This is a genomic window from Flavobacterium sp. CAN_S2, from assembly GCF_015752255.1.
GTDB lineage: Bacteria > Bacteroidota > Bacteroidia > Flavobacteriales > Flavobacteriaceae > Flavobacterium.
The window spans coordinates 67,550-87,490 of record NZ_JADOVA010000001.1; the positions used below are offsets into that span (position 1 = coordinate 67,550).

Below are 19,941 nucleotides of genomic sequence, written 5' to 3' on the forward strand. Positions count from 1 at the left end.
TCCTTCACGCAAAATAGGAACAACAACAACTAGAATCTTCCCATTAATATTCAAAAAGCATCCAGATAATAAAAAGTTCTTTTAATGATTTGTAAGAAAATTTTAATATATTTGAAAGAAATAAAGTCTGACCGCTATCAAACCTATCTCTCTAAATTTAGGGTGATAGGTCTGATTTTATGAGACCTATATATAAGTTAGGTACAATACTCACGAAAATCTCTATAAAATGACCAACGAAACATTTTACGACATAATTGACCACGAAATTTTGGGACTTAACAAAGCATTTAAAAATAATGACTTTTTGAAAAGACTTAAGACAGAAGATGGACAAAAATCTTTTGGTTTTTTATTGTGGTTTCTTAAAAACTATTTACCCAAAGCTGATCTCGCCGAATATGATGATTTAATTACAGAAGGAGAAGATGACAATTCTTGCGATCTAATCTTCAGTAATAACGATCATGAAGGTAAAGAAGTTTATTATGTAGTTCAAGCCAAATGGTTTAGAAAAACAAACATTAATAAGACAAACGAAATGTCAAAAGAAATCAGAGCTTGTCTTACTGATTTTAGACTAATTCTTTCAGGAAAAAAAACAGATAATAACAACAATGAAAAGTTTAATTCCCAATACGAGAAGTTCATTAAACATAAAAAGAACAATGGTATAATTAAATTTTTGTTTGTGTCCTTGTGTCAAGGAGTTGAAAGTATTAATGAGCATATTTCAGACTTTGTTACCGAATTAATTTCATTTGAATTATTAGATTTAAATAAACTAAAACAAAATCACATAGAGATAGTATATAAAGAAGTTAGAACTCACAATCCAATTGAAACACCTTATATTCCAAACTCGGAATTTGATTTAACCTTTGAAGAGAAAAAAGCAATTAAGATTCCACAAAATTTACCGCATGAATCTTATATTTTTCTAGTTAAACCAATTGAAATTTATAGATTATTTTCAAATTATGGTTTTTCGTTATTTTATAAGAACATTCGAAATCCACTACCTAAATCTTTTTTTAATACTGAAATTTCAAACACGATTAAAAACAACCCACTTAATTTTTGGTATTTCAACAATGGTATAACAGCAATAACTGATAGCATAAAGCCATTTGATTCAGACAATGGCAAAGTAACACTTAAAGGAATTCAAGTAATAAATGGTGCTCAAACTGTATTTAGCATTTATGATGCATATCAGTTTTCTTCTGAAACAGTGCGTAAATCAATGAATGATAATGCTCTTATTTCATTGAGAGTTTTAAAAACAGGTGGAAAAGATTTTGATTTAAATGTTACAAGATACACTAATTCTCAAAATCCAATTAATGATAGAGATTTTCATTCCAACGATGAAATCCAACAGAAATTACAAAAACTATTTTACAAGGAAACAAGCGTTTGGTACGAAACCCGAAGAGGCGAATACCGAAAAAAAATAAGAGGTGTTTCAATAATTCCAAATGAAACTTTTGCACAGACATATTTAGCTTATTTTTTGCAAGATCCTTTCAATGCCAAACAGAACAAAAAAAATATTTTTAAATCTTCAATTATATTCCCAAGCATTGGTTTATATGAAAAAATTTTTAATGAAGATACAGACTATGTTGAAATGTATATTTCTTATTACGTTTTTCTACTTGTAGAAAGAAAACGAATGGAAACAAAAAATAAATCAATACTAATAAAAGGTGTTAGTCAAGAAGATTTGACCGCGGAACAAAAAATACTTTTAAGTTATTCATTTGTTCAGTACGCCTCTTTTGATATTTTAGCATTATTTCATTATACTTTTATTACAATAAATTCAGATAATATTAAAGGTGCAAAAGGTAAGTTGCGAAATGATATTGAAGGAAGCAATAGCAAAACAATTTTATACTATAATTTTATTTTGAAAACTTTAGATAATTTAATGAAAGATGAATTAACTAAAAACAATTCACTTGTTTATTCTGTTTGGTATAAAAGCAAAGAAAGTTACGGACAAATGAAAGATAAAATTGCAACCGAAATTAATAAACTAACCCAAATTGAAAAGCAAAATTTGAAATACTAGGAAGTACTGTGCCTAACAGCCGTTTGGCAAGATTGCGAATTTTGTGGTAAATTCACGTTTGCGTTCCGCAAGAAATTTTATCTTATTGGAAAATAAACGGTTACGAAGTTCGCAACCTCGCCAAGCGGCGGAACGTTAAACGACTGCTAAATATCACATAAAATACAATTCTAAAGATTAATCTAAACAAATATTTAATACTATGAAAAAGTTACAATTCAAAGTAAGCATCAATGCACCTGTAACTAAGGTATATGATTTTATGCTTGGTATTAACAGTAAGTCAACTTATGAGCAATGGACGTCTTTGTTTAACCCAACATCTACCTATGAAGGCAGTTGGGACAAGGGAAATAAAATTCTATTTATTGGAATAGATGAGAAAGGAGAAAAGGGCGGGATGGTTTCCAAGATAGCTGAAAACATTCTCAACCGCTTTGTTTCTATTCAACATTATGGTCTTATAAAAGCTGATAAGGAAATTACAGAGGGACCAGAAGTAGAAAAATGGGCAAACGGATTCGAAAACTATACTTTCGAAGAAAACAACGGGACAACAACCGTTATTGTTGACTTAGATACCACAGAAGATTTTTTAGATTATATGAATCAGACCTACCCAAAAGCACTCGACAAGTTGAAAGAACTTTGTGAAAAATAATAATTTCAAGAATATCTTAAAAAAGACAAAGAAATAAACACAGCCTTTAACAATTAAAATTTCGTTGCGTGCGTAGCAAGAACAATGAAACTCCAGTTGAACAACCTGTCCCATTTTTTCGGGATAACCTGTCACATGCAGCCACTATGGAGTTTTCATAAAATTATGAATGAGAATATCAAGAGGATTCAGTATCCTCTTTTTTTTCGAAGTATTTTTATTTTGATATTTTTTTTGGTCACTTTTAAACGTTCTAATCTCATTTTAAATTATTAAGAAGAACCATATTCAGTGCTCCAAATCAATGTTTATTTTATTAATTGTTTAATTATTTGTTAAATAAATTAAACAAACAATATAAATGTGTATCTTTGAATATCTTAATTTAATTTAAACTTAAAATATTGACTATGAAATTAGTAAAAACAATTGGTGCATTTGCATTGTTAGGAGTAATCGCTACTTCTTGTGGAGAGAAAAAAACAGCTGAATCAACAGACATGGCTGACACAACAACTGTAGTAGTAGATACAATGGCTGTTGCTGAAACACCAAACATTGTAGGTGTAGCTTCAGGAAATGCAGATTTCTCAACATTGGTAACAGCTGTTAAAGCAGCAGGATTAGTGGAAACATTAAGCGGTGATGGACCTTTTACAGTTTTCGCACCGAACAACGCAGCGTTTGATAAACTTCCTGCAGGAACTGTAGACGGGTTATTGAAACCAGAAAGTCTTGACAAATTGAAAGCTGTTTTGACGTATCACGTAGTTTCAGGGAAATTTGATGCTGCAACTGTAATTGATGCAATCAACAAAAACAACGGAAAATACACTGTTACAACTGTTCAAGGTGGTACTATTGTTTTGAGCTTGAAAGACGGAAAAGTGATGTTGACAGATGCTAATGGTGGAACTGCAACAGTAGTTCTTGCTGATGTAGCTGCTTCAAATGGAGTAATTCATGCAATTGATACTGTGGTTATGCCTAAATAAGGTTTTAACTTTTAAATTTTAGAAACCGTTGCAGCAATGCAACGGTTTTTTTATGCGGTGTCACGAACAAATAACTTTTATTTTTTGTACAGACAATAGCTTTAATTAACTTTGAAATGTAAACGTGTCAAATAATTATTGAAAACAGCAATTATTTGTTGTCATTGTCCCGGAAATAGCAAAAGTTACAGGACACGAATACTTCAAAAAAGTTAACCACTAATTACATTAATTTTCACTAATTTTTTAAATAAAATAAGAATTCGTGGCTGAAACAATCAGCTGCAATTTCCAGAAATTCCTAATATTTAAAATGGTTATTTTAAAACTAAACAAACTCAGCTAAAAAACATAATATGAAATCCTATATCCTTTTAATTCTTCTTTCCGTAATCGTAATCGGTTGTCAGAACAAAGACAATAATACATCTAAAATTCCAGTAACACCCACTATACAGGACACCGTTTCCAATATGGAAGAAAGCAAAGAAAAGATTCCAGATAGCATAGCAATTGTCGAAAGTAAAAGCACGCACGGATTGATATTGACCTCTAATGCGTTACAAGTTATAAATAAAAATACGGGTTCTACCTCGGAAATCCCTTTTGGCAAACCATTGGACCAAATGATTGAAATCATTAATAATGTTCTCCAATCTAAACCAACAACTATTGGGATAAATAATGAATGTGGTGCCGGACCTTTAAAAATGGCATCTTGGAATAATGGTTTGACAGTGGTATTTCAGAATAAAAAATCTGAATCTAAAACATCCGAAACCAATTGGCAATTTGCGGGTTGGTTCGTGGGAAACAATTCTAAAAATTCAAAAGAAATCTCAACAATGGCTGGAATCGGCATAGGATCCACAAGATCCGAAATGGAAAGCGCCTATGTTCTATCTATTTCTAAAACCAGTTTAGGATACGAGTTTTCGACTTCCTCCGGATTGTTTGGTATTTTTGACGGGCCAAAAAAAGAAGCTAAAATTACAAGTTTATGGAGCGGACTTAGTTGTAATTTCAGATAATTCTGCATCAAAAATGACCGTTGTTTCATGACCTTAGAATTATATAAATTATAACCGAAAATAGAATATATTTACTTTAAAGTAAGTTTTACAAACGTATTTTGAAGTTGTATCAATCCTTTTATTTAAAAAACTAACCGAAACTATAACCATTAACCACAACAATACTATGAAATGGAAATTATCTTTTTACCTTATTTTCAGTACAATGCTTTTGACTTACGGTCAAAAAAAAGATGAATCTGCCAAAATAATAAGCCTTTTGGAAAAAGAATCGGCAACATGGAGATCCGGAGACGGAAAAGGCCATGCCGATTGCTGGCACATACAACCATACAGCCGAATTTTGATTTCAACCGGAAACGGAACAGCGCTTGATATTCCACCTGCGGCAATGAAAAACACAGATGCAGCATCGATGGGAAATGGCGGTTTTTCTGTAAATACAAATTACAAAATGAGTATTCAAAAAAACAGTGCTTGGGTAAGTCACGACGAAGTGTCAACCTCAAAAGACGGAATAAAAAGTTACTCTTATGAAATTCGGCTTTTAGAGAAAATCAAAGGGGAATGGAAATTAGTAGGGCAATCCATACATGTTTACAAACCAGAATAGTAAGCCTCATCTGTTGTGAATTTAGATAAATTTTAATTTTTTTTAACGTAAAATTACAAACAGTATCGCAGAATTAGATGTACTTATGCAAAATGATTACAGCAACAAGAAATTCTTTATTAGTCCGATATTTTTGGGGATTTATGTCCTTATATCTGCTAAATTGTTGTGTTGATTCTCCAGACGTACAGTCTAATTATTTCCCTGAAAACCTAACCTACAATGATCAAGAAAGTGTTATTGAAATAATAGTAGAGAAATTGTTGGGATTCGAAAATGCAATTCCTGAGTATGATGATACTGACACTAACGAAAATATCTTGGGAAAAAGTACTTTTAACTTAGACCTTTTTGTTTTACCAAGCATGCATTTTTACATCAACCAAAAATTTTTAGTTCTTAAAAACCTGGATTTGGCGGGACAAAATCCAATTATTTTGATCCCTTTTTTTGAAATCAACACTCCTCCTCCCGAAGTTTTATTTGTTTAAATGATATCTCCTCTATTTTCATAAGAAAGTAAAGGATTACCCTTTTTTAATAAAAATAAAACAAATAAAGATGACTACCCACTGTTTAAAAACAAAGGTATGGACCTTGTTATTAATAACACTTACCGTTTATACCACTCACGCACAAACAAATACAAATCAAAGTAATACTATAAAAGATAGCCTTTACATTCAAAAAGTTGAAGGTAAAAAAGACAGACCCAAAGTCTTGCACGCCGAACCTCTATATATTGATTTGATTAGAGATCTAGGCGCCAGAAAAGGGGAACGCGAATGGAATGTAGGACTAGGATTAACAGACAACATTACGCATGATGAATATACTGCATTAATAGAATATGAATGGGCGCCAATTGACAGATTAGGACTTGAAGTCGAATTACCTTTTTCAATATATTACCCTACTATCAGTGATGCTGCGACTCCAGGAAGTAGCCTACACAGTATAAAACTCGCAGCACAATATACTTTTTTTGTATCCGAAAAAAAGAAGCTGTCCATGGCAGTTGGTTATATTCATGAATTCCAATTAACCGATTTTAAAAATTACCAAAATGATACTTTTTTTACTGGAAATGTTTACAATCCATTTGTGGTAGTTGCAAAACGCTGGGGTCAAAATTTCCATACACTTTTATATACTGGTCCGCAATTTTCAACTCGTTATACCGATAATACACAACGAACAGATTGGCAAATCAACTCTAATTTTCATTATATGATTCCGGGAAGCAGAAATTTTATTGGGATTGAGTTTAACAAAGAACTCAAAAAAAGCGATTTTGATATGACTATTCGGCCACAAATGCGAGTGGAAGTAACAGAACATTTACTTGTGGGAATCGTCACTGGAATTCCTATAAAAAGAGAAAATGAAAGGTTTAGCACTTTTTTGCGATTAATCTACGAACCGTCACATTAGAAAAACTGTTTAACTCCTATTAAAAATAGAAACCTCGCCAATATAACATTGAGCGAGGTTTTTTTTGCGATTAGATATAATTTAAACTTCAAGTATTTAATACCGATTTAAATCTAAAAATATATTTTACTATTTCCTAAGCAAAAGACGCTTCACTCTAACGGACAATTCATTAGGACTAAAAGGCTTTGTTATGAAATCATCTGCTCCAAGCTCAAAGGCCTCCAAAACCGTTTTCTCCAATCCTACAGCTGAAAGAATGATAATTGGGATATCTAATTTGAGTTCTATTTTTACTTTATTTACAATATCTAATCCCGTTATGAAAGGCATCATAATATCAGAAATTATTAAATCTGGATTTTCTGAAACTATTTTGTCTAAAGCAACCTGTCCATTTGGACATAAGATCACGTGATATCCTTCTTTAACCAATCTGAATTCCATGGTTTTCAACATCATCTCGTCATCCTCAGCAATTAATATCTTCTTCATACAAATGGTTTTATAGGTTCATAATTATAACAATTCTACTAATTATTTGATTATCTATTAAAAGCAAATATCTTAAATTATTATTTTTTTTTAAAATTATCCAGATAAATAGAATATGCTTTTTTACCAAAAAATTAAGTTCAATCAAGAAAATTAATATTCTTCCACTAATTCCAGTTCTTTGATGGCCAACTGACAAATTTCATTTAAATACACAACTTCCTCTTTTCTTTTTTCACTCAAAGGATTTGTTTCAATTTCATTTTCGATAATCGCAATACTGTCCGAAGCCTTTGTTATTCCCAATAAACTGATGGAAGATTTTAGTTTATGAATCTCTTCTTTCAATGTTTTGATATCATCATTTTTGTTCGATTTAAGAATTATTGCCATAGTTTCAGGCGTGTTTTCTAAAAAAATGGAAATCATGTTTTTTATGAAAGAATCATCTCCTTCTGCAAAATCCTTCAAATATTTAAAATTAATGAGTTTTTCTGTTGTCATTTCTGGTGTTGGTAATTCAGGAGATTTTATCGTATTTCCTTTATTTTTATTCAAATTCTGATATAATTTCTCCAATAATACATTGAAATCATACGGTTTCGATAAGTAATCGTTCATTCCGTTTTGCAAACATCTTTTCTCTTCTTCCAATGTAGCATGAGCTGTCAAAGCGATAATAGGAACTGCAGATTTGTCTCCCATTTTGGTTCGAATGTGATACGTAAGCTCATTTCCATCCATTTCCGGCATTTGGATGTCCATCAAAATAATATCGTAATCGTTATTCGTGATCTTTTCAATCGCTATTTTTCCGTTATCGGCAATATCAATTTGTTTGTCCCATTTTCCAAAAACTTTCACTGCAAGAAGCTGATTCAATTCATTATCTTCCACTAAAAGTATTTTTATGTCTTTCAAAAAATCAGGAGCGATTGCTACATTTTTTAATTTAGTGTTATTTGCGGTTCCTTTTTGAGCTTTTTTATATTCTAACGAGAAAGAGAATTCACTTCCTTTAGATACAACACTTTCAACAGTAATTTTTCCGCCCTGCAACTCCACCAATTTTCTCGTTATAGTAAGACCAAGTCCGGTTCCTCCATATTTTCTGGTAGTTTCATTTGAAGCTTGATTGAAACTTTCAAATATGGAATCTATTTTATCTTTTGGAATACCAATTCCGGTATCAATTACTGAAAATTTTATTAATGAATCGGTTTCGGTTTCCAGCATTTCAGTAACGACCACTTCTACATATCCTTTTTCAGTAAATTTCAGAGCATTCCCAACCAAGTTCACTAAAATTTGAGATAATTTTGTAGGGTCTCCAATTAAATTGTCATTTATATCTGGATCAATATCGTAGAGCAATTTTATTTTTTTCTCTTTTGCATTTGGACATAGCAATTCAATTACAGAATTGACTGTTTTTGACAAAGAAAAATCTACGGCTTCAAAAGTAACTTTATTAGCTTCAATTTTTGAGAAATCAAGAATATCATTGATAATAAACATTAAGTTATGGCTGGCTTTTTTTATCGCTTCTACACTCTGTTTCTGGTCATTATCAAGATTTGTGCTTTCAAGAATTCTGGCAAATCCTATAATTCCATTCATAGGAGTCCGAATTTCATGGCTCATATTAGTAAGAAACTGCTCTTTTATAACAACCGCTTTCTCCGCTAATTCTTTCGCTTTTATCAACTCTGCTTCGGTACGTTTTTGCTCACTGATATCTTGAATGGTTCCCAAAATTTTACAAGGTTTGCCAGTTTCGTCATTCAAGCATTTGATGAATACACTGATATGTTTTAAAGTTCCTTTTTTACTGGTGATGCTGTGCTGGAACTGTACTTCTGCATTTGTATTTTTTACATGTTCGAGATTATCTTCATAAAGAGCTAAATCTTCGGCATCAGTAAAACATGATTTAAAAAAATCAATGGAAGCAATCGCCTGATTTTCTACTTCAAAAATAGTAAAGAATTCATCTGAAAAATACGCTTCGTTATTACTTAAATTAATTTCCCAGCTTCCTATTTTAGCGAGTTTTTGTGCTTCCAGAAGTCGGTTAGCATTTACTTTCAAAGCTAATTCAGTATCTTTTCGGAGCTTTATACTTTCATGTAATTTCATTGCATTCCTTATACTTTGTGAAACTCCATCAGGAGTTAACAAGGTTTTTGGAATATAATCTGAAGCTCCACTTAATATGGCCTGACTGGCAATTTTTTCGTCACCTTGTGAGGTTACAAAAATGATTGGTGTTTCAATTCCTGCCGTTCTTACTTTTTTCAAAAAAGAAATTCCATCCGTATCCGGCATCAAATAATCTAAAAAGATTAAGTCATAATACATTGATTCAATCTTTTCCATGCCTTCTTTTGCTGAAAACACACTATCTACCTCAGCAATCATACCAGATTGAGATATGGAACGACTGATGGTAATAGAGTCGATTTTATCATCATCGATTATTAATATTTTTAAAACAAGGGCCATAATATGCTGTTATTTTTGACTTGAAAATTCGATAATATTCCAATAATCATTCAATACTGAAAGAAAATAATTCAATTTGTGACTTTCAAATGACAATGGAATATAACCGGCAATATTCAGGTCCAAAGCTGCTGCTTTATTTATATCTTCTTCCGAATCTGTAATTACAAAGATTAAAATCGATTTCAAATCCGGATGATTTCGTATTGCATTCAATAAATTTATTCCTTTTTTCTTTGTTCTGTTCACATCAATCAGTACGATTTTAGGGACAGGATTCATTTTATGAGTTCCATCTAACATTAACCATGCCTCATTTTCGTTTTCTGCTGAAAATAAAGTATGCTTACTATCAATTTCTAAAAAAGACTTTTTGATATTTTCAATTGTGGTCTTTCTATCATCAACCAGCAAGATGTTTGCGTTTCTCATAATCAAAACAATTTAAATAAATTACATTTCACATAATTGCCAGAAATTTTTGAGCGTAGCCACTGAAGTCAGGAATTTTTCGAAAGAAAGCGGTTTAAGAATGTAACCGGCAACATTCAAATTATAAGCATTGATCTTGTCACTGTCCTCGTTTGAAGTGGTCATCACAAAAACCGATATGTTTTTAAGTTTCTCGTTTTCCCTCATGATTTTCAAAAACTCGATTCCATTCATTTTTGGCATATTAATATCCAAAATAATGATTTTAGGCAAAGGAATTATCTTATCATCGAGCATTTCAAGTGCTTCTACTCCGTTTCCAGCAACAAAAAGCGGATTCATAATATTGTTTTTAGAGAATGCTCTTTTTACATTCATCACGTCTACTTCATCGTCTTCGACTAATAAAATATTTACCAATTTTTGGTTCATAATATTAATTTTTTAATGTTATTATTTTGGGCCAATTTATTGTAAAAACCGAACCGCTGCTTAATCCCGGAGCATATTCTAATTTCCCTCCAACCAATTTCATGATTTTACAACTTATGGCTAATCCTGCTCCAGTTGTATCCAATTCGTCCTTAGAATTAACGGTATAAAAAATAGAGAATATTTTATGAATTGCCTGTTCCGGTATTCCCGGTCCGTTATCGCTGATTTTTATTTCATAATCATTCTCATTTTCGATGACATCAACAGATACCTTTCTATTTTCCTGATGATTAAAACGCACGGCATTATCAAGAACGCTCATTATTACTTTTTGCATTTTCAATCCTAAAGTAAAAAAATTCTCCTGCTGGAGATCAGCCTTAAATTGAAAATCTACATTTGCTGTGTCATCAAATAAAGAGATGCAATTCGCAATCATTTTAGGAATATTCAATTCGTAAAATTCCAATTCTGTTCGTTCAACCCGAGAAAGTTCAAGTAAGGCATTCATCATGTTTTCAAGACGTTTTACCCTATTTTTCAACAATCCTAAGTTAGTCAAAACATCTTGGTTAACAACACTTCCCAGATCTTCTTCAATCCAGGTTGTTATATTTGATATCGCTCTCATTGGTGACTTTATATCGTGTGAAACAATATAAATAAACTCTGCAAATTCTTTTTTAAGGGCTACCAATTCTTCTTGGCACTTTTTTTCAGATTCCTCCATTTTGATTTATTTAGGGACGGTAAAAATGAAACTACACCCTTTATTTTGTTCAGATTCAATATGAATTGTTCCTCCTATTTCTTCAATAATTTTTTTGACAATAGATAATCCAATTCCGGTACTCTCTTTTACATCGCGCGCTTCAATGGTTTGAAAAACTTTAAATACTTTTTTGTGGTACTCTTCCGCAATCCCAGGACCGTTATCTTTGATACTAAATTGGTGAAAACCGGATATTGATTTATAATGACATCCTATCTTTCCCAAAGGTTTATCGTTGTATTTTACAGCATTACTAATCAAGTTACTAAAAACCTGTTGCAACAATATTAGTTCTGATACAATAACCGGAAGATTGTCGTCAATAGTAACTTCAAACCCTTCCATTGGAACAATCGAGTCTACTATTTGACTTAGCATCACTTTCAAATCAATAGTTTCTTTCTCAATTTCAACCCGTCCAATACGCGAGTATTCTAAAACTCCATTAATTAAATTTTCCATTCGCAGCACACGACCGCGCAGTAAATCAAAGTTTGCGCTTACCTCTTTTGGCATATTCGGCATATCTTCAACAATCCATTCCGAAAGATTATTAATTGCCCTGAGCGGAGCTTTCAAATCATGCGAAACTACGTAAGCAAACTGGTCGAGTTCTTTATTCTTTTTTTCAAGATTAAGTAACGCATAATTTAGGTTTTCCTCTGCGTTTTTTTGGTCTGTTATATCAGTACTTATTGAAATATATTGATAGGGTTTATTTTTTTCGTCCAAGAAAGGAACAATAGTGGCTTTCTCCCAGTAGTAAGAACCATCTTTCTTTAAATTTCGCGTTTCTCCTTTCCAAATATCTCCCTTAACAATAGTTCGCAAAATGTTTTTAGCAAATTCTTTAGGAAAATGTCCCGTAATGCTGCGTTGATCTTTACCTATAAGTTCGTCCTTGGCATACTTAGAAATGGTACAGAAATTATCATTCACATACGTCAGAATTCCCTTTTGATCTGAAATAGATACAATTGCAGATTCATCTAGAGCCGATCGGATATCGCTAATTTCTTTCGATTTTTGAATAATTTTCTTTTCGGCCATCGTTATTTCAGTGATGTCCTGTATAATCCCTTTTAATTCTGTAACCTCGCCATTTTCATTTTTAAAAGGCTGGCCAATCTCTAATATGTGTTTGACGCGTTGATCCGGAAATACAATTCGGTATTTGATTTTAAAATCTTTTCCCGTTTTATTCACATTCCTGCTGACTTTATCCAGCTTTGCTAAATCATCCTTATGAACTCTACTCCTATAAGCTTCATACAATTGATCCGTTGGCAATTTCTCTAATTCAAAAATACGATAATGACCTTCCGACCAAATGAGGTTATTGGTAAGCAAATCAAATTTCCAACTTCCAATTTTTGCAATACTTTGCGATTCATCCAGTAACCTGTTCCCGTCTATTAAGCTTTGTTCTGCCTCTTTCTCTTTTGTTACATTTCTGGCTATGCAATACAAATTTCCAGTGACAGGATCTGGAGAGGTATTCCAGCTTAATACAACATATTTCCCATTTTTACAGAGATATCTGTTTTCAAAACTAATGGTCATTTCCCCGTTAGATAGTTTTTCTACTTCATTGTACGTTGAAGCCAAATCATCAGGATGAACAAAATTCACAAAGGGACTTCCTTCCAGTTCCTCCTGAGAATAACCTAAAACGGATGTAAATGCAGGATTTACTTTGTAAAATAATCCATCCACATTTGCAATACAAACCAAATCTTTAGAGAGTTTTATAAAATTCTGAAACTCTCTCTGCGATTTATTAAGATCTAAATTTTTCTTACGAGCATCCAGCAACAACACAACCTGATTGGCCAGTAATTGCAATGCATTTTTTTGTTCTTCAGTAAGTATTTTGGGTTTTGTATCAATAACACAAAGTGATCCCAAATTAAAACCATTTGCGTCCTTAAGCGGTGCCCCAGCATAAAACCGGATATTGGCAGATCCCGTAACGAAAGGACTATCGGCAAAATTTTCGTTTTCTAAAGTATTACTGACCTCGAAAACACTATCACCCATAATAGTATACTGGCAAAAAGAATCATCTCTCGAAGTTTCTGTAACGTCTATTCCAATGGTAGATTTAAGCCACTGTCGTTGATCATCAATTAAGCTTACTAAGGCAATAGGAGTTCCACAAATGTAGGAGGCAAGCTGGGTTATAGCATCATACTCTTTTTCTGGTAATGAATCCAGTACCGAATATTCTTTCAGCGCTTTTAGTCTTTCTACTTCATTCTCCGGTTTCGGATATATTTTCATCAAAATGGGACTTTCATTAGTAGTACTGGTAAAGAATAATAATTTCTGGCGGTCGAATGATTATTTTTTTCAATTTTCACTAATGACCTTACCGTAATTCTATTAAAATACTAATATGTTTCATCACAAAAATAAAATTAAATTTGGATTAAACAGAAGTTTCACAACTTAAAATTACGTAATCCCGCAAAGATTTATATGTCTTTTTTTCCGTTTTTTGTTTCTAATAAAGTTTAAAATAGTGACCACAAACTTATTTTGAAGTGTTTTTCAAAATCTTAAATCTGATTTATTAAATTTCAACTAATAAATACTCCAATAAAAAATTCCAACTTTTTACCTGAAAAAAACTTCAATCATTCCATCTTTTTAATAAAAAATAAAAATTTATTAAATGTATTCGACAAAAGACACATTATGCTGATAAACAGTATTTTACAAAATAAAATAATAATTATTTTTCAAAATTTAAAAAAATAATTAATTAAATTTACACTATTGGTTTTGTCAAGCAAAAACTCCTACTTAATTGTATATCAAACTAATAAAAACGATTTGTAAATTTCAAACCTACAATTGAAATAAAAAATTAACAATCGGATTAACGTAATTGCCCCATTCCTATTTTATAATGTTACGATTTTGACGGACTCAAATAAGGGTCTGTAACAACTTAAAAAAATACGAAATGGCACAGTTCAAATACATCCTATTTTTCAATCAAATTAGTATTGAATCTCTTGGGGAAGTTGGAGGCAAGAATGCCTCATTGGGCGAAATGTACAATCAGCTCAACCCAATTGGCATAAGTATTCCAAATGGTTTTGCAATTACCGCAGAAGGATATCGACTCTTCCGTAAAGAAAATAATCTGGAGCAAACGCTTCAAGAATTGCTACTTTCATTAGATACCAAAGAGTATTCGAATCTTTCTGCTATTGGAGAAAAAGCCAGAAACCTAATTATATCTGCAACTATTCCCTCCGAAATTCGGGACGAAATAAAAACAGCCTATCAATTACTCAGCGAACAATGTGGCATAAATAATCTTGATGTAGCAGTCCGCAGCAGCGCCACTGCGGAGGATTTACCAACCGCCAGTTTTGCCGGAAGAATGGAATCTTTTCTAAATATCAACGGCGAACAGCAATTGCTAGAAGCCATTCGGAGATGCTACGCTTCCTTATTTACAGACCGCGCAATAAAATATCGTTACGATATGAATTTTGAAAAAATAGATATCGCTATTTCCGTTGGCGTACAACAAATGGTTCGCAGTGACAAAGCGTCTTCGGGCGTGGCTTTTACCATAGATCCGGACAGCGGTTTCGAAAACACAATCATCATCAACGGATGCTGGGGACTGGGCGAAAATATTGTTCAAGGTACCATCACGCCCGATGAATGGATGATTTTTAAACCCACTTTACAAAACCCGGATTTGAATCCCATGCTAAAAAAACAGTGCGGTAGAAAAGAGTTCACGATGATTTACTCGGACAAATCCGAAAGTTCATCCGCAGAAAATACCATCGTAAATACGGAAACAACTTTAGAAAAACAGAACCAATTTTCCTTAACCAATCAAGAAGTCATTCAACTGTCCCGATGGTGCGCTAAAATTGAAAAACATTATCAAAAACCAATGGATATCGAATGGGCAAAAGACGGTTTGAATAACCAATTGTACATTGTTCAGGCCCGTCCGGAAACCGTTCACGGCAAATCAAACAAACAAGTTCGGGAAATATATAAACTCCAGGAAAAAAGTACACTTTTGACCAAAGGAATTGCTCTTGGTGATAAAATTGCGTCCGGAAAAGCCCGAATTCTAAACAATCCTCAAGAAGGTGCTTTGTTGCAAAACGGAGAAATCATTGTCACTGATTTAACAAATCCAGATTGGGATCCCATCATGAAAAGAGCTTCGGCAATTATCACCAATAAAGGCGGGCGCACCAGCCATGCCGCCATTGTAGCACGTGAACTGGGAACTGTTGCCGTTGTAGGATGCGGAAATGCTACTTCGACTATAAAAAATGGACAGGAAATCACCGTTTCCTGCGCCGAGGGCAAAGAAGGGAATATTTACGATGGGAAATTAAAATGGGAAATAACAGAACAGGATTTCAGTACTCTCAAAATGCCAAACACAGACCCGATGCTGATTCTTGCTGATCCTGAAAGAGCTTTTGAATTAAGTCATTATCCCAATCAGGGTGTGGGTTTAATGCGAATGGAATTTGCGATTTCCAATACCATCAAAATCCATCCTTTAGCGTTATGTGAACCTGAAAATATAACTGATTCAAATATCAAATCTGAAATAGCCAGATTGACAAAAGACTATGATGACCCCAAAAAATATTTCATTGATAAACTCGCCGAAGCGGTAGCGATTGTTGCTGCAGCATTTTATCCAAAAGAGGTAATTGTTCGAATGAGTGATTTTAAAAGTAACGAATACGCCAACCTCATCGGAGGGAAATATTTTGAACCAGACGAGGAAAATCCGATGATTGGATTTCGTGGTGCTTCGCGTTATTACAGTAATTTTTATCGAAAAGGTTTCGCCTTAGAATGCGAAGCGATGAAAAAAGTACGCAACGAAATGGGACTTCACAATGTAAAACTGATGATTCCGTTTTGCCGCACATTCGAAGAAGGAGAAAATGTACTGGCCGAAATGGCTAAAAATGGTTTGGTACAAGGCATCAACGGATTACAGGTTTATGTCATGATTGAAATCCCAAGCAATGTATTGATGGCGGATGATTTTGCTAAACTCTTCGATGGTTTTTCTATTGGGTCCAATGATTTAACGCAACTCACTTTGGGGCTGGATCGCGATTCGGCTTTAGTGAGTTACTTATTCAACGAAGAAAATCCTGCTGTCAAAGCACTGATAAAAGAGACAATTCGGGTGGCCAAGCGCTACGAAATAAAAGTGGGATTGTGTGGACAAGCACCCAGCGACATCCCAGAATTCGCTACCTTTTTAGTAAATGAAGGGATTGACAGTATCTCGTTTAACCCAGATGCATTGATAAAGGGAATCGAAAATATTTTGGAAGCAGAACAAAAAACAAAAAGGAAAATCATAATCTAAGAAAACCAAACCATGGAAACAACATTCAAGAATAAAGTAGCATTAGTAACCGGAGGTTCATCAGGAATTGGCAGAGCCACAGCACTTGCTTTCGCAAAAAAAGGAGCCAAAGTAGCCGTTGCGGACTGGAAAGAAAATGATGAAATGGTAGACCTCATCAAAGAATTGGGCAGTGAAGCTATTTTTATCAAATGCGATGTCTCAAAAACCGATGACGTAAAAGCGATGGTGGCGCAAACTATTGCCGCATTTGGCCGATTGGATTATGCGTTCAACAATGCCGGAATCGAGGGTTCTTCTGCTGCTACCCAAGATTGTTCCGAGGAAAACTGGGACAAAACCATTGGTGTAAACCTGAAAGGAGTTTGGCTGTGCATGAAATATGAAATCCCGGAAATACTCAAACAAGGAAAAGGAGCCATCGTCAACTGCGCTTCGGTAGCAGGATTGGTAGGTTTTGCAGGGCTACCGGCTTATGTAGCGTCTAAACACGGAATTGTTGGACTGACAAAAACCACTGCTTTAGAATGTGCTACACAAGGAATCCGAGTAAATGTGGTTTGTCCCGGTGTAATTCAAACACCAATGATTGATCGATTGACCGGAAAAACAAAAGAAGGTATCGAACGATTTAAAGGCTTTGAACCTATTGGACGTTTTGGTCTTCCGGAAGAAATAGCCAATGCCGTGGTGTGGATGTGCTCTGATGAAGCCTCATTTGTAACAGGACATGTGATGGCTGTAGACGGCGGATTTACAGCTCAGTAATTAAAAAAATAACCAAAAAACCATATTAAGATGCACACGTACGAAGTCAACCTAAAATGGACCGGTAACACGAAAGGGCTTTTGAGTTCTCCGGTTTTACCACAGAATATTGAAGTCACCACACCACCGGATTTCCCAAAAGGAATGCAAGGAATCTGGTCGCCGGAACACTTATTTATCGCATCAATCAACAGTTGCGTCATGAGTACTTTTTTGAATATCGCTGAAAATTCTAAACTGCATTTTATCAGTTTTGAATGCAAGTCTTCTTGTACCGTTGATTTAGTAGAAGGTGCTTATTTGATTACCGAAGTCTTCTTACATCCTAAAGTGGTCATTCCCTATTCCCAAAAACCAGACCGGGCAAAACGGATTGTGGAAATGAGTGAAAAGGCGTGTTTGGTTTCCAATACACTAAAAATACCCGTACGATTGGAGCCCGAAATAATTGTGGAGAAAAGTCTGATTCCTATTGGTGAATCTTTTTGACGAATACAAAACAGAAAATTTTTATTCGAACCCATCATTTTTTAAACGTTCTACGCCATGATTTCCATCAAAAATAAAACCACGCACCACCTTTTGGACTATGAAAAAGTGCAAGCTACTTTCTCGTGGGGAAATGTTGCCCGGGAATTAGATGGTCTTCCTAACGGAAAAGGGCTGAATATAGCGCATGAAGCGGTTGACCGTCATGCACAAACGCATCTGAAAAATACGGTGGCATTGCGTTTTATTCGAAAAGACAACCGTTTACAGGAATTCACGTATGCAGAATTGCAAAAACAAACCTCAAAATTTGCCAATGTACTTCAAAAATTGAAAATCCAGAAAGGGGAACGCGTTTTTTCTTTTGCTGGCAGGATTCCGGTACTATACATCACCGCTTTGGGAACCATGAAATACACCGGAGTATTTTGTCCATTGTTTTCTGTCTTTGGCCCTGAGCCAGTTTATCAAAGACTCAGCAAAGGCGATGCAACTGTTTTGGTAACCACCTCTATTTTATTCGAACAAAAAATAAAACAAATCCTGGAAAAACTTCCTTCGCTCCGCTATATCATTCTTACCGATGCAACGGAACATGTTTCTAAAAAAATACGCTCTTTTTCCAAACTCATGGACGAGGCTGAAACGGAATTTATCATTCCGGAAACCAATCTGGAAGACCCCGCTTTATTGCATTTTACCAGTGGAACAACCGGAATGCCAAAAGGCGTACTTCACGTTCACCAAGCCGTACTCACGCATTACATAACAGGAAAATATGTGCTCGATTTTCATGAAGGTGACCACTATTGGTGTACCGCGGATCCGGGTTGGGTTACCGGCACTTCGTACGGCATTATTGCTCCGCTGCTTCATGGAATCACAAGCATTATTGATGAAGCGGAATTTGATGCTTCCCGATGGTATTCGCTCCTTGAAACACATAAAATAAACATTTGGTACACCGCTCCCACGGCTATCAGGCGACTAATGCGGATGGATATAAAACCCAAAAACATATATAATCTCGAAAATCTCAGGTTGATACTGAGTGTGGGCGAACCGCTTCATGCTGAAGCCGTGATTTGGGGACAGGGAAATTTTGATATTCCCATTTTAGACAATTGGTGGCAAACCGAAACGGGAGGAATTATGATTGCCAATTATCCGTCGATGCCTGTAAAACCGGGTTCGATGGGAAAACCGATGCCCGGAGTAGAAATTGCGATTGCAGCAATAAATGACGAACAACTGACACTTATCACTAAACCTGATATTCACGGCCATTTGGTTTTAAAGAAAGGATTTCCGTCGCTGTTTCGGGGATATATCCATGAAGAAGAACGCTATAAAAAATGCTTCATTGGCGATTGGTATCTCAGCGGCGATCTAGCCAAGAAAGATGCAGATGGGTATTTTTGGTTTATCGGTCGGGCCGATGATATTATCAAAACTTCCGGACACATGGTCGGTCCGTTTGAAGTCGAAAGCACGCTGATGCGCCATCCTGATGTGGCGGAAGCTGCTGTGATTGGAATACCGGAACCCACCATTGGAGAATTGGTAAAAGCCTTTGTCGTACTCAAAACCGGAAAAGAGTCTAATGAGACAACCAAAATGGATATTATGGCTTTCGCCCGAAAAGAAATGGGTCCGGCGGTGGCTCCAAAAGAAATTGAATTTGTGGAAAATATTCCCAAAACTCGCAGCGGAAAAATTTTAAGGCGATTACTAAAAGCCCGAGAACTGGGTTTGCCCGAAGGAGATATTTCAACATTGGAATCCTCTTAAAATAAAATTAGCATCAAAAATTAATTCTTACTAATGAATTTCAGC

The 19,941-nt window shown here is 34.4% G+C and carries 17 protein-coding genes; 11 read left to right on the forward strand and 6 right to left on the reverse strand.

The window, feature by feature from the left end:
* Positions 1-229: 229 nt before the first annotated feature.
* The 7 genes from IWX80_RS00275 to IWX80_RS00305 all read left to right on the forward strand — a co-directional run bounded on the left by IWX80_RS00275 (position 230) and on the right by IWX80_RS00305 (position 6,817).
* On the forward strand, positions 230-2,080 hold the full coding sequence (locus IWX80_RS00275) for an AIPR family protein (RefSeq protein ID WP_196851677.1): 1,851 nt from the start codon (positions 230-232) through the stop codon (positions 2,078-2,080).
* 202 nt (positions 2,081-2,282) lie between these two features.
* Entirely contained in the window at positions 2,283-2,741 is a 459-nt protein-coding gene (locus IWX80_RS00280; RefSeq protein ID WP_196851678.1) for an SRPBCC domain-containing protein, read from the forward strand.
* A gap of 410 nt (positions 2,742-3,151) precedes the next feature.
* Positions 3,152-3,736, forward strand: a complete 585-nt coding sequence (locus IWX80_RS00285; RefSeq protein WP_121364846.1) for a fasciclin domain-containing protein — start codon at positions 3,152-3,154, stop codon at positions 3,734-3,736.
* Between the two features lie 356 nt (positions 3,737-4,092).
* Positions 4,093-4,767 (forward strand): hypothetical protein, encoded by a 675-nt coding sequence (locus tag IWX80_RS00290; protein WP_196851679.1) that lies wholly within the window; start codon positions 4,093-4,095, stop codon positions 4,765-4,767.
* A gap of 169 nt (positions 4,768-4,936) precedes the next feature.
* Positions 4,937-5,383, forward strand: coding sequence for an endo-arabinase (locus IWX80_RS00295; protein WP_196851680.1), 447 nt, complete (start codon positions 4,937-4,939; stop codon positions 5,381-5,383).
* Positions 5,384-5,475: 92 nt separating this feature from the next.
* Positions 5,476-5,874 (forward strand): hypothetical protein, encoded by a 399-nt coding sequence (locus IWX80_RS00300; protein WP_196851681.1) that lies wholly within the window; start codon positions 5,476-5,478, stop codon positions 5,872-5,874.
* A gap of 70 nt (positions 5,875-5,944) precedes the next feature.
* The gene (locus IWX80_RS00305; RefSeq protein ID WP_334682170.1) at positions 5,945-6,817 is read left to right on the forward strand and encodes an HAEPLYID family protein; all 873 of its coding nucleotides are present in this window, start codon (positions 5,945-5,947) and stop codon (positions 6,815-6,817) included.
* Between the two features lie 129 nt (positions 6,818-6,946).
* On the opposite strand, the gene IWX80_RS00310 is transcribed toward IWX80_RS00305, so the two are convergent.
* The 6 genes from IWX80_RS00310 to IWX80_RS00335 all read right to left on the reverse strand — a co-directional run bounded on the left by IWX80_RS00310 (position 6,947) and on the right by IWX80_RS00335 (position 13,739).
* On the reverse strand, positions 6,947-7,312 hold the full coding sequence (locus tag IWX80_RS00310; protein ID WP_196851682.1) for a response regulator transcription factor: 366 nt from the start codon (positions 7,310-7,312) through the stop codon (positions 6,947-6,949).
* A 153-nt stretch (positions 7,313-7,465) separates the two neighbouring features.
* Positions 7,466-9,817, reverse strand: a complete 2,352-nt coding sequence (locus tag IWX80_RS00315; protein WP_196851683.1) for a response regulator — start codon at positions 9,815-9,817, stop codon at positions 7,466-7,468.
* 9 nt (positions 9,818-9,826) lie between these two features.
* Entirely contained in the window at positions 9,827-10,249 is a 423-nt protein-coding gene (locus tag IWX80_RS00320) for a response regulator (RefSeq protein WP_196851684.1), read from the reverse strand.
* 21 nt (positions 10,250-10,270) lie between these two features.
* The gene (locus IWX80_RS00325; protein WP_113633301.1) at positions 10,271-10,681 is read right to left on the reverse strand and encodes a response regulator; all 411 of its coding nucleotides are present in this window, start codon (positions 10,679-10,681) and stop codon (positions 10,271-10,273) included.
* A 4-nt stretch (positions 10,682-10,685) separates the two neighbouring features.
* Positions 10,686-11,414 carry a sensor histidine kinase gene (locus IWX80_RS00330; protein ID WP_196851685.1) on the reverse strand — a complete coding sequence of 243 codons (729 nt, stop codon included), beginning with the start codon at positions 11,412-11,414 and terminating at the stop codon, positions 10,686-10,688.
* Between the two features lie 6 nt (positions 11,415-11,420).
* The gene (locus tag IWX80_RS00335) at positions 11,421-13,739 is read right to left on the reverse strand and encodes a PAS domain S-box protein (protein ID WP_196851686.1); all 2,319 of its coding nucleotides are present in this window, start codon (positions 13,737-13,739) and stop codon (positions 11,421-11,423) included.
* Between the two features lie 688 nt (positions 13,740-14,427).
* Between IWX80_RS00335 and ppsA the strand changes: the two genes are divergently transcribed.
* From ppsA to acsA, 4 genes are read left to right on the forward strand one after another with little or no spacing between them, the layout of a single operon-like run.
* Positions 14,428-16,848, forward strand: coding sequence for a phosphoenolpyruvate synthase (gene ppsA / locus IWX80_RS00340; protein ID WP_196851687.1), 2,421 nt, complete (start codon positions 14,428-14,430; stop codon positions 16,846-16,848).
* A gap of 12 nt (positions 16,849-16,860) precedes the next feature.
* Entirely contained in the window at positions 16,861-17,616 is a 756-nt protein-coding gene (locus IWX80_RS00345) for an SDR family oxidoreductase (RefSeq protein WP_196851688.1), read from the forward strand.
* Positions 17,617-17,646: 30 nt separating this feature from the next.
* On the forward strand, positions 17,647-18,105 hold the full coding sequence (locus IWX80_RS00350) for an OsmC family protein (RefSeq protein ID WP_196851689.1): 459 nt from the start codon (positions 17,647-17,649) through the stop codon (positions 18,103-18,105).
* Between the two features lie 57 nt (positions 18,106-18,162).
* A complete protein-coding gene (gene acsA, locus IWX80_RS00355) occupies positions 18,163-19,896 on the forward strand; it encodes an acetate--CoA ligase (RefSeq protein ID WP_196851690.1) in 1,734 nt (577 codons plus the stop codon).
* Positions 19,897-19,941: the final 45 nt, after the last annotated feature.

Bases quoted from the DNA above. Each gene is read 5' to 3' on its own strand.
- IWX80_RS00285 (WP_121364846.1), top strand. From the start codon at position 3,152: ATGAAATTAGTAAAAACAATTGGTGCATTTGCATTGTTAGGAGTAATC.
- IWX80_RS00295 (WP_196851680.1), top strand. From the start codon at position 4,937: ATGAAATGGAAATTATCTTTTTACCTTATTTTCAGTACAATGCTTTTG.
- ppsA (WP_196851687.1), top strand. From the start codon at position 14,428: ATGGCACAGTTCAAATACATCCTATTTTTCAATCAAATTAGTATTGAA.
- IWX80_RS00305 (WP_334682170.1), top strand. From the start codon at position 5,945: ATGACTACCCACTGTTTAAAAACAAAGGTATGGACCTTGTTATTAATA.
- IWX80_RS00280 (WP_196851678.1), top strand. From the start codon at position 2,283: ATGAAAAAGTTACAATTCAAAGTAAGCATCAATGCACCTGTAACTAAG.
- IWX80_RS00325 (WP_113633301.1), bottom strand. From the start codon at position 10,681: ATGAACCAAAAATTGGTAAATATTTTATTAGTCGAAGACGATGAAGTA.
- IWX80_RS00350 (WP_196851689.1), top strand. From the start codon at position 17,647: ATGCACACGTACGAAGTCAACCTAAAATGGACCGGTAACACGAAAGGG.
- IWX80_RS00320 (WP_196851684.1), bottom strand. From the start codon at position 10,249: ATGAGAAACGCAAACATCTTGCTGGTTGATGATAGAAAGACCACAATT.
- IWX80_RS00310 (WP_196851682.1), bottom strand. From the start codon at position 7,312: ATGAAGAAGATATTAATTGCTGAGGATGACGAGATGATGTTGAAAACC.
- IWX80_RS00275 (WP_196851677.1), top strand. From the start codon at position 230: ATGACCAACGAAACATTTTACGACATAATTGACCACGAAATTTTGGGA.
- IWX80_RS00345 (WP_196851688.1), top strand. From the start codon at position 16,861: ATGGAAACAACATTCAAGAATAAAGTAGCATTAGTAACCGGAGGTTCA.
- acsA (WP_196851690.1), top strand. From the start codon at position 18,163: ATGATTTCCATCAAAAATAAAACCACGCACCACCTTTTGGACTATGAA.
- IWX80_RS00335 (WP_196851686.1), bottom strand. From the start codon at position 13,739: ATGAAAATATATCCGAAACCGGAGAATGAAGTAGAAAGACTAAAAGCG.
- IWX80_RS00290 (WP_196851679.1), top strand. From the start codon at position 4,093: ATGAAATCCTATATCCTTTTAATTCTTCTTTCCGTAATCGTAATCGGT.
- IWX80_RS00330 (WP_196851685.1), bottom strand. From the start codon at position 11,414: ATGGAGGAATCTGAAAAAAAGTGCCAAGAAGAATTGGTAGCCCTTAAA.
- IWX80_RS00315 (WP_196851683.1), bottom strand. From the start codon at position 9,817: ATGGCCCTTGTTTTAAAAATATTAATAATCGATGATGATAAAATCGAC.
- IWX80_RS00300 (WP_196851681.1), top strand. From the start codon at position 5,476: ATGATTACAGCAACAAGAAATTCTTTATTAGTCCGATATTTTTGGGGA.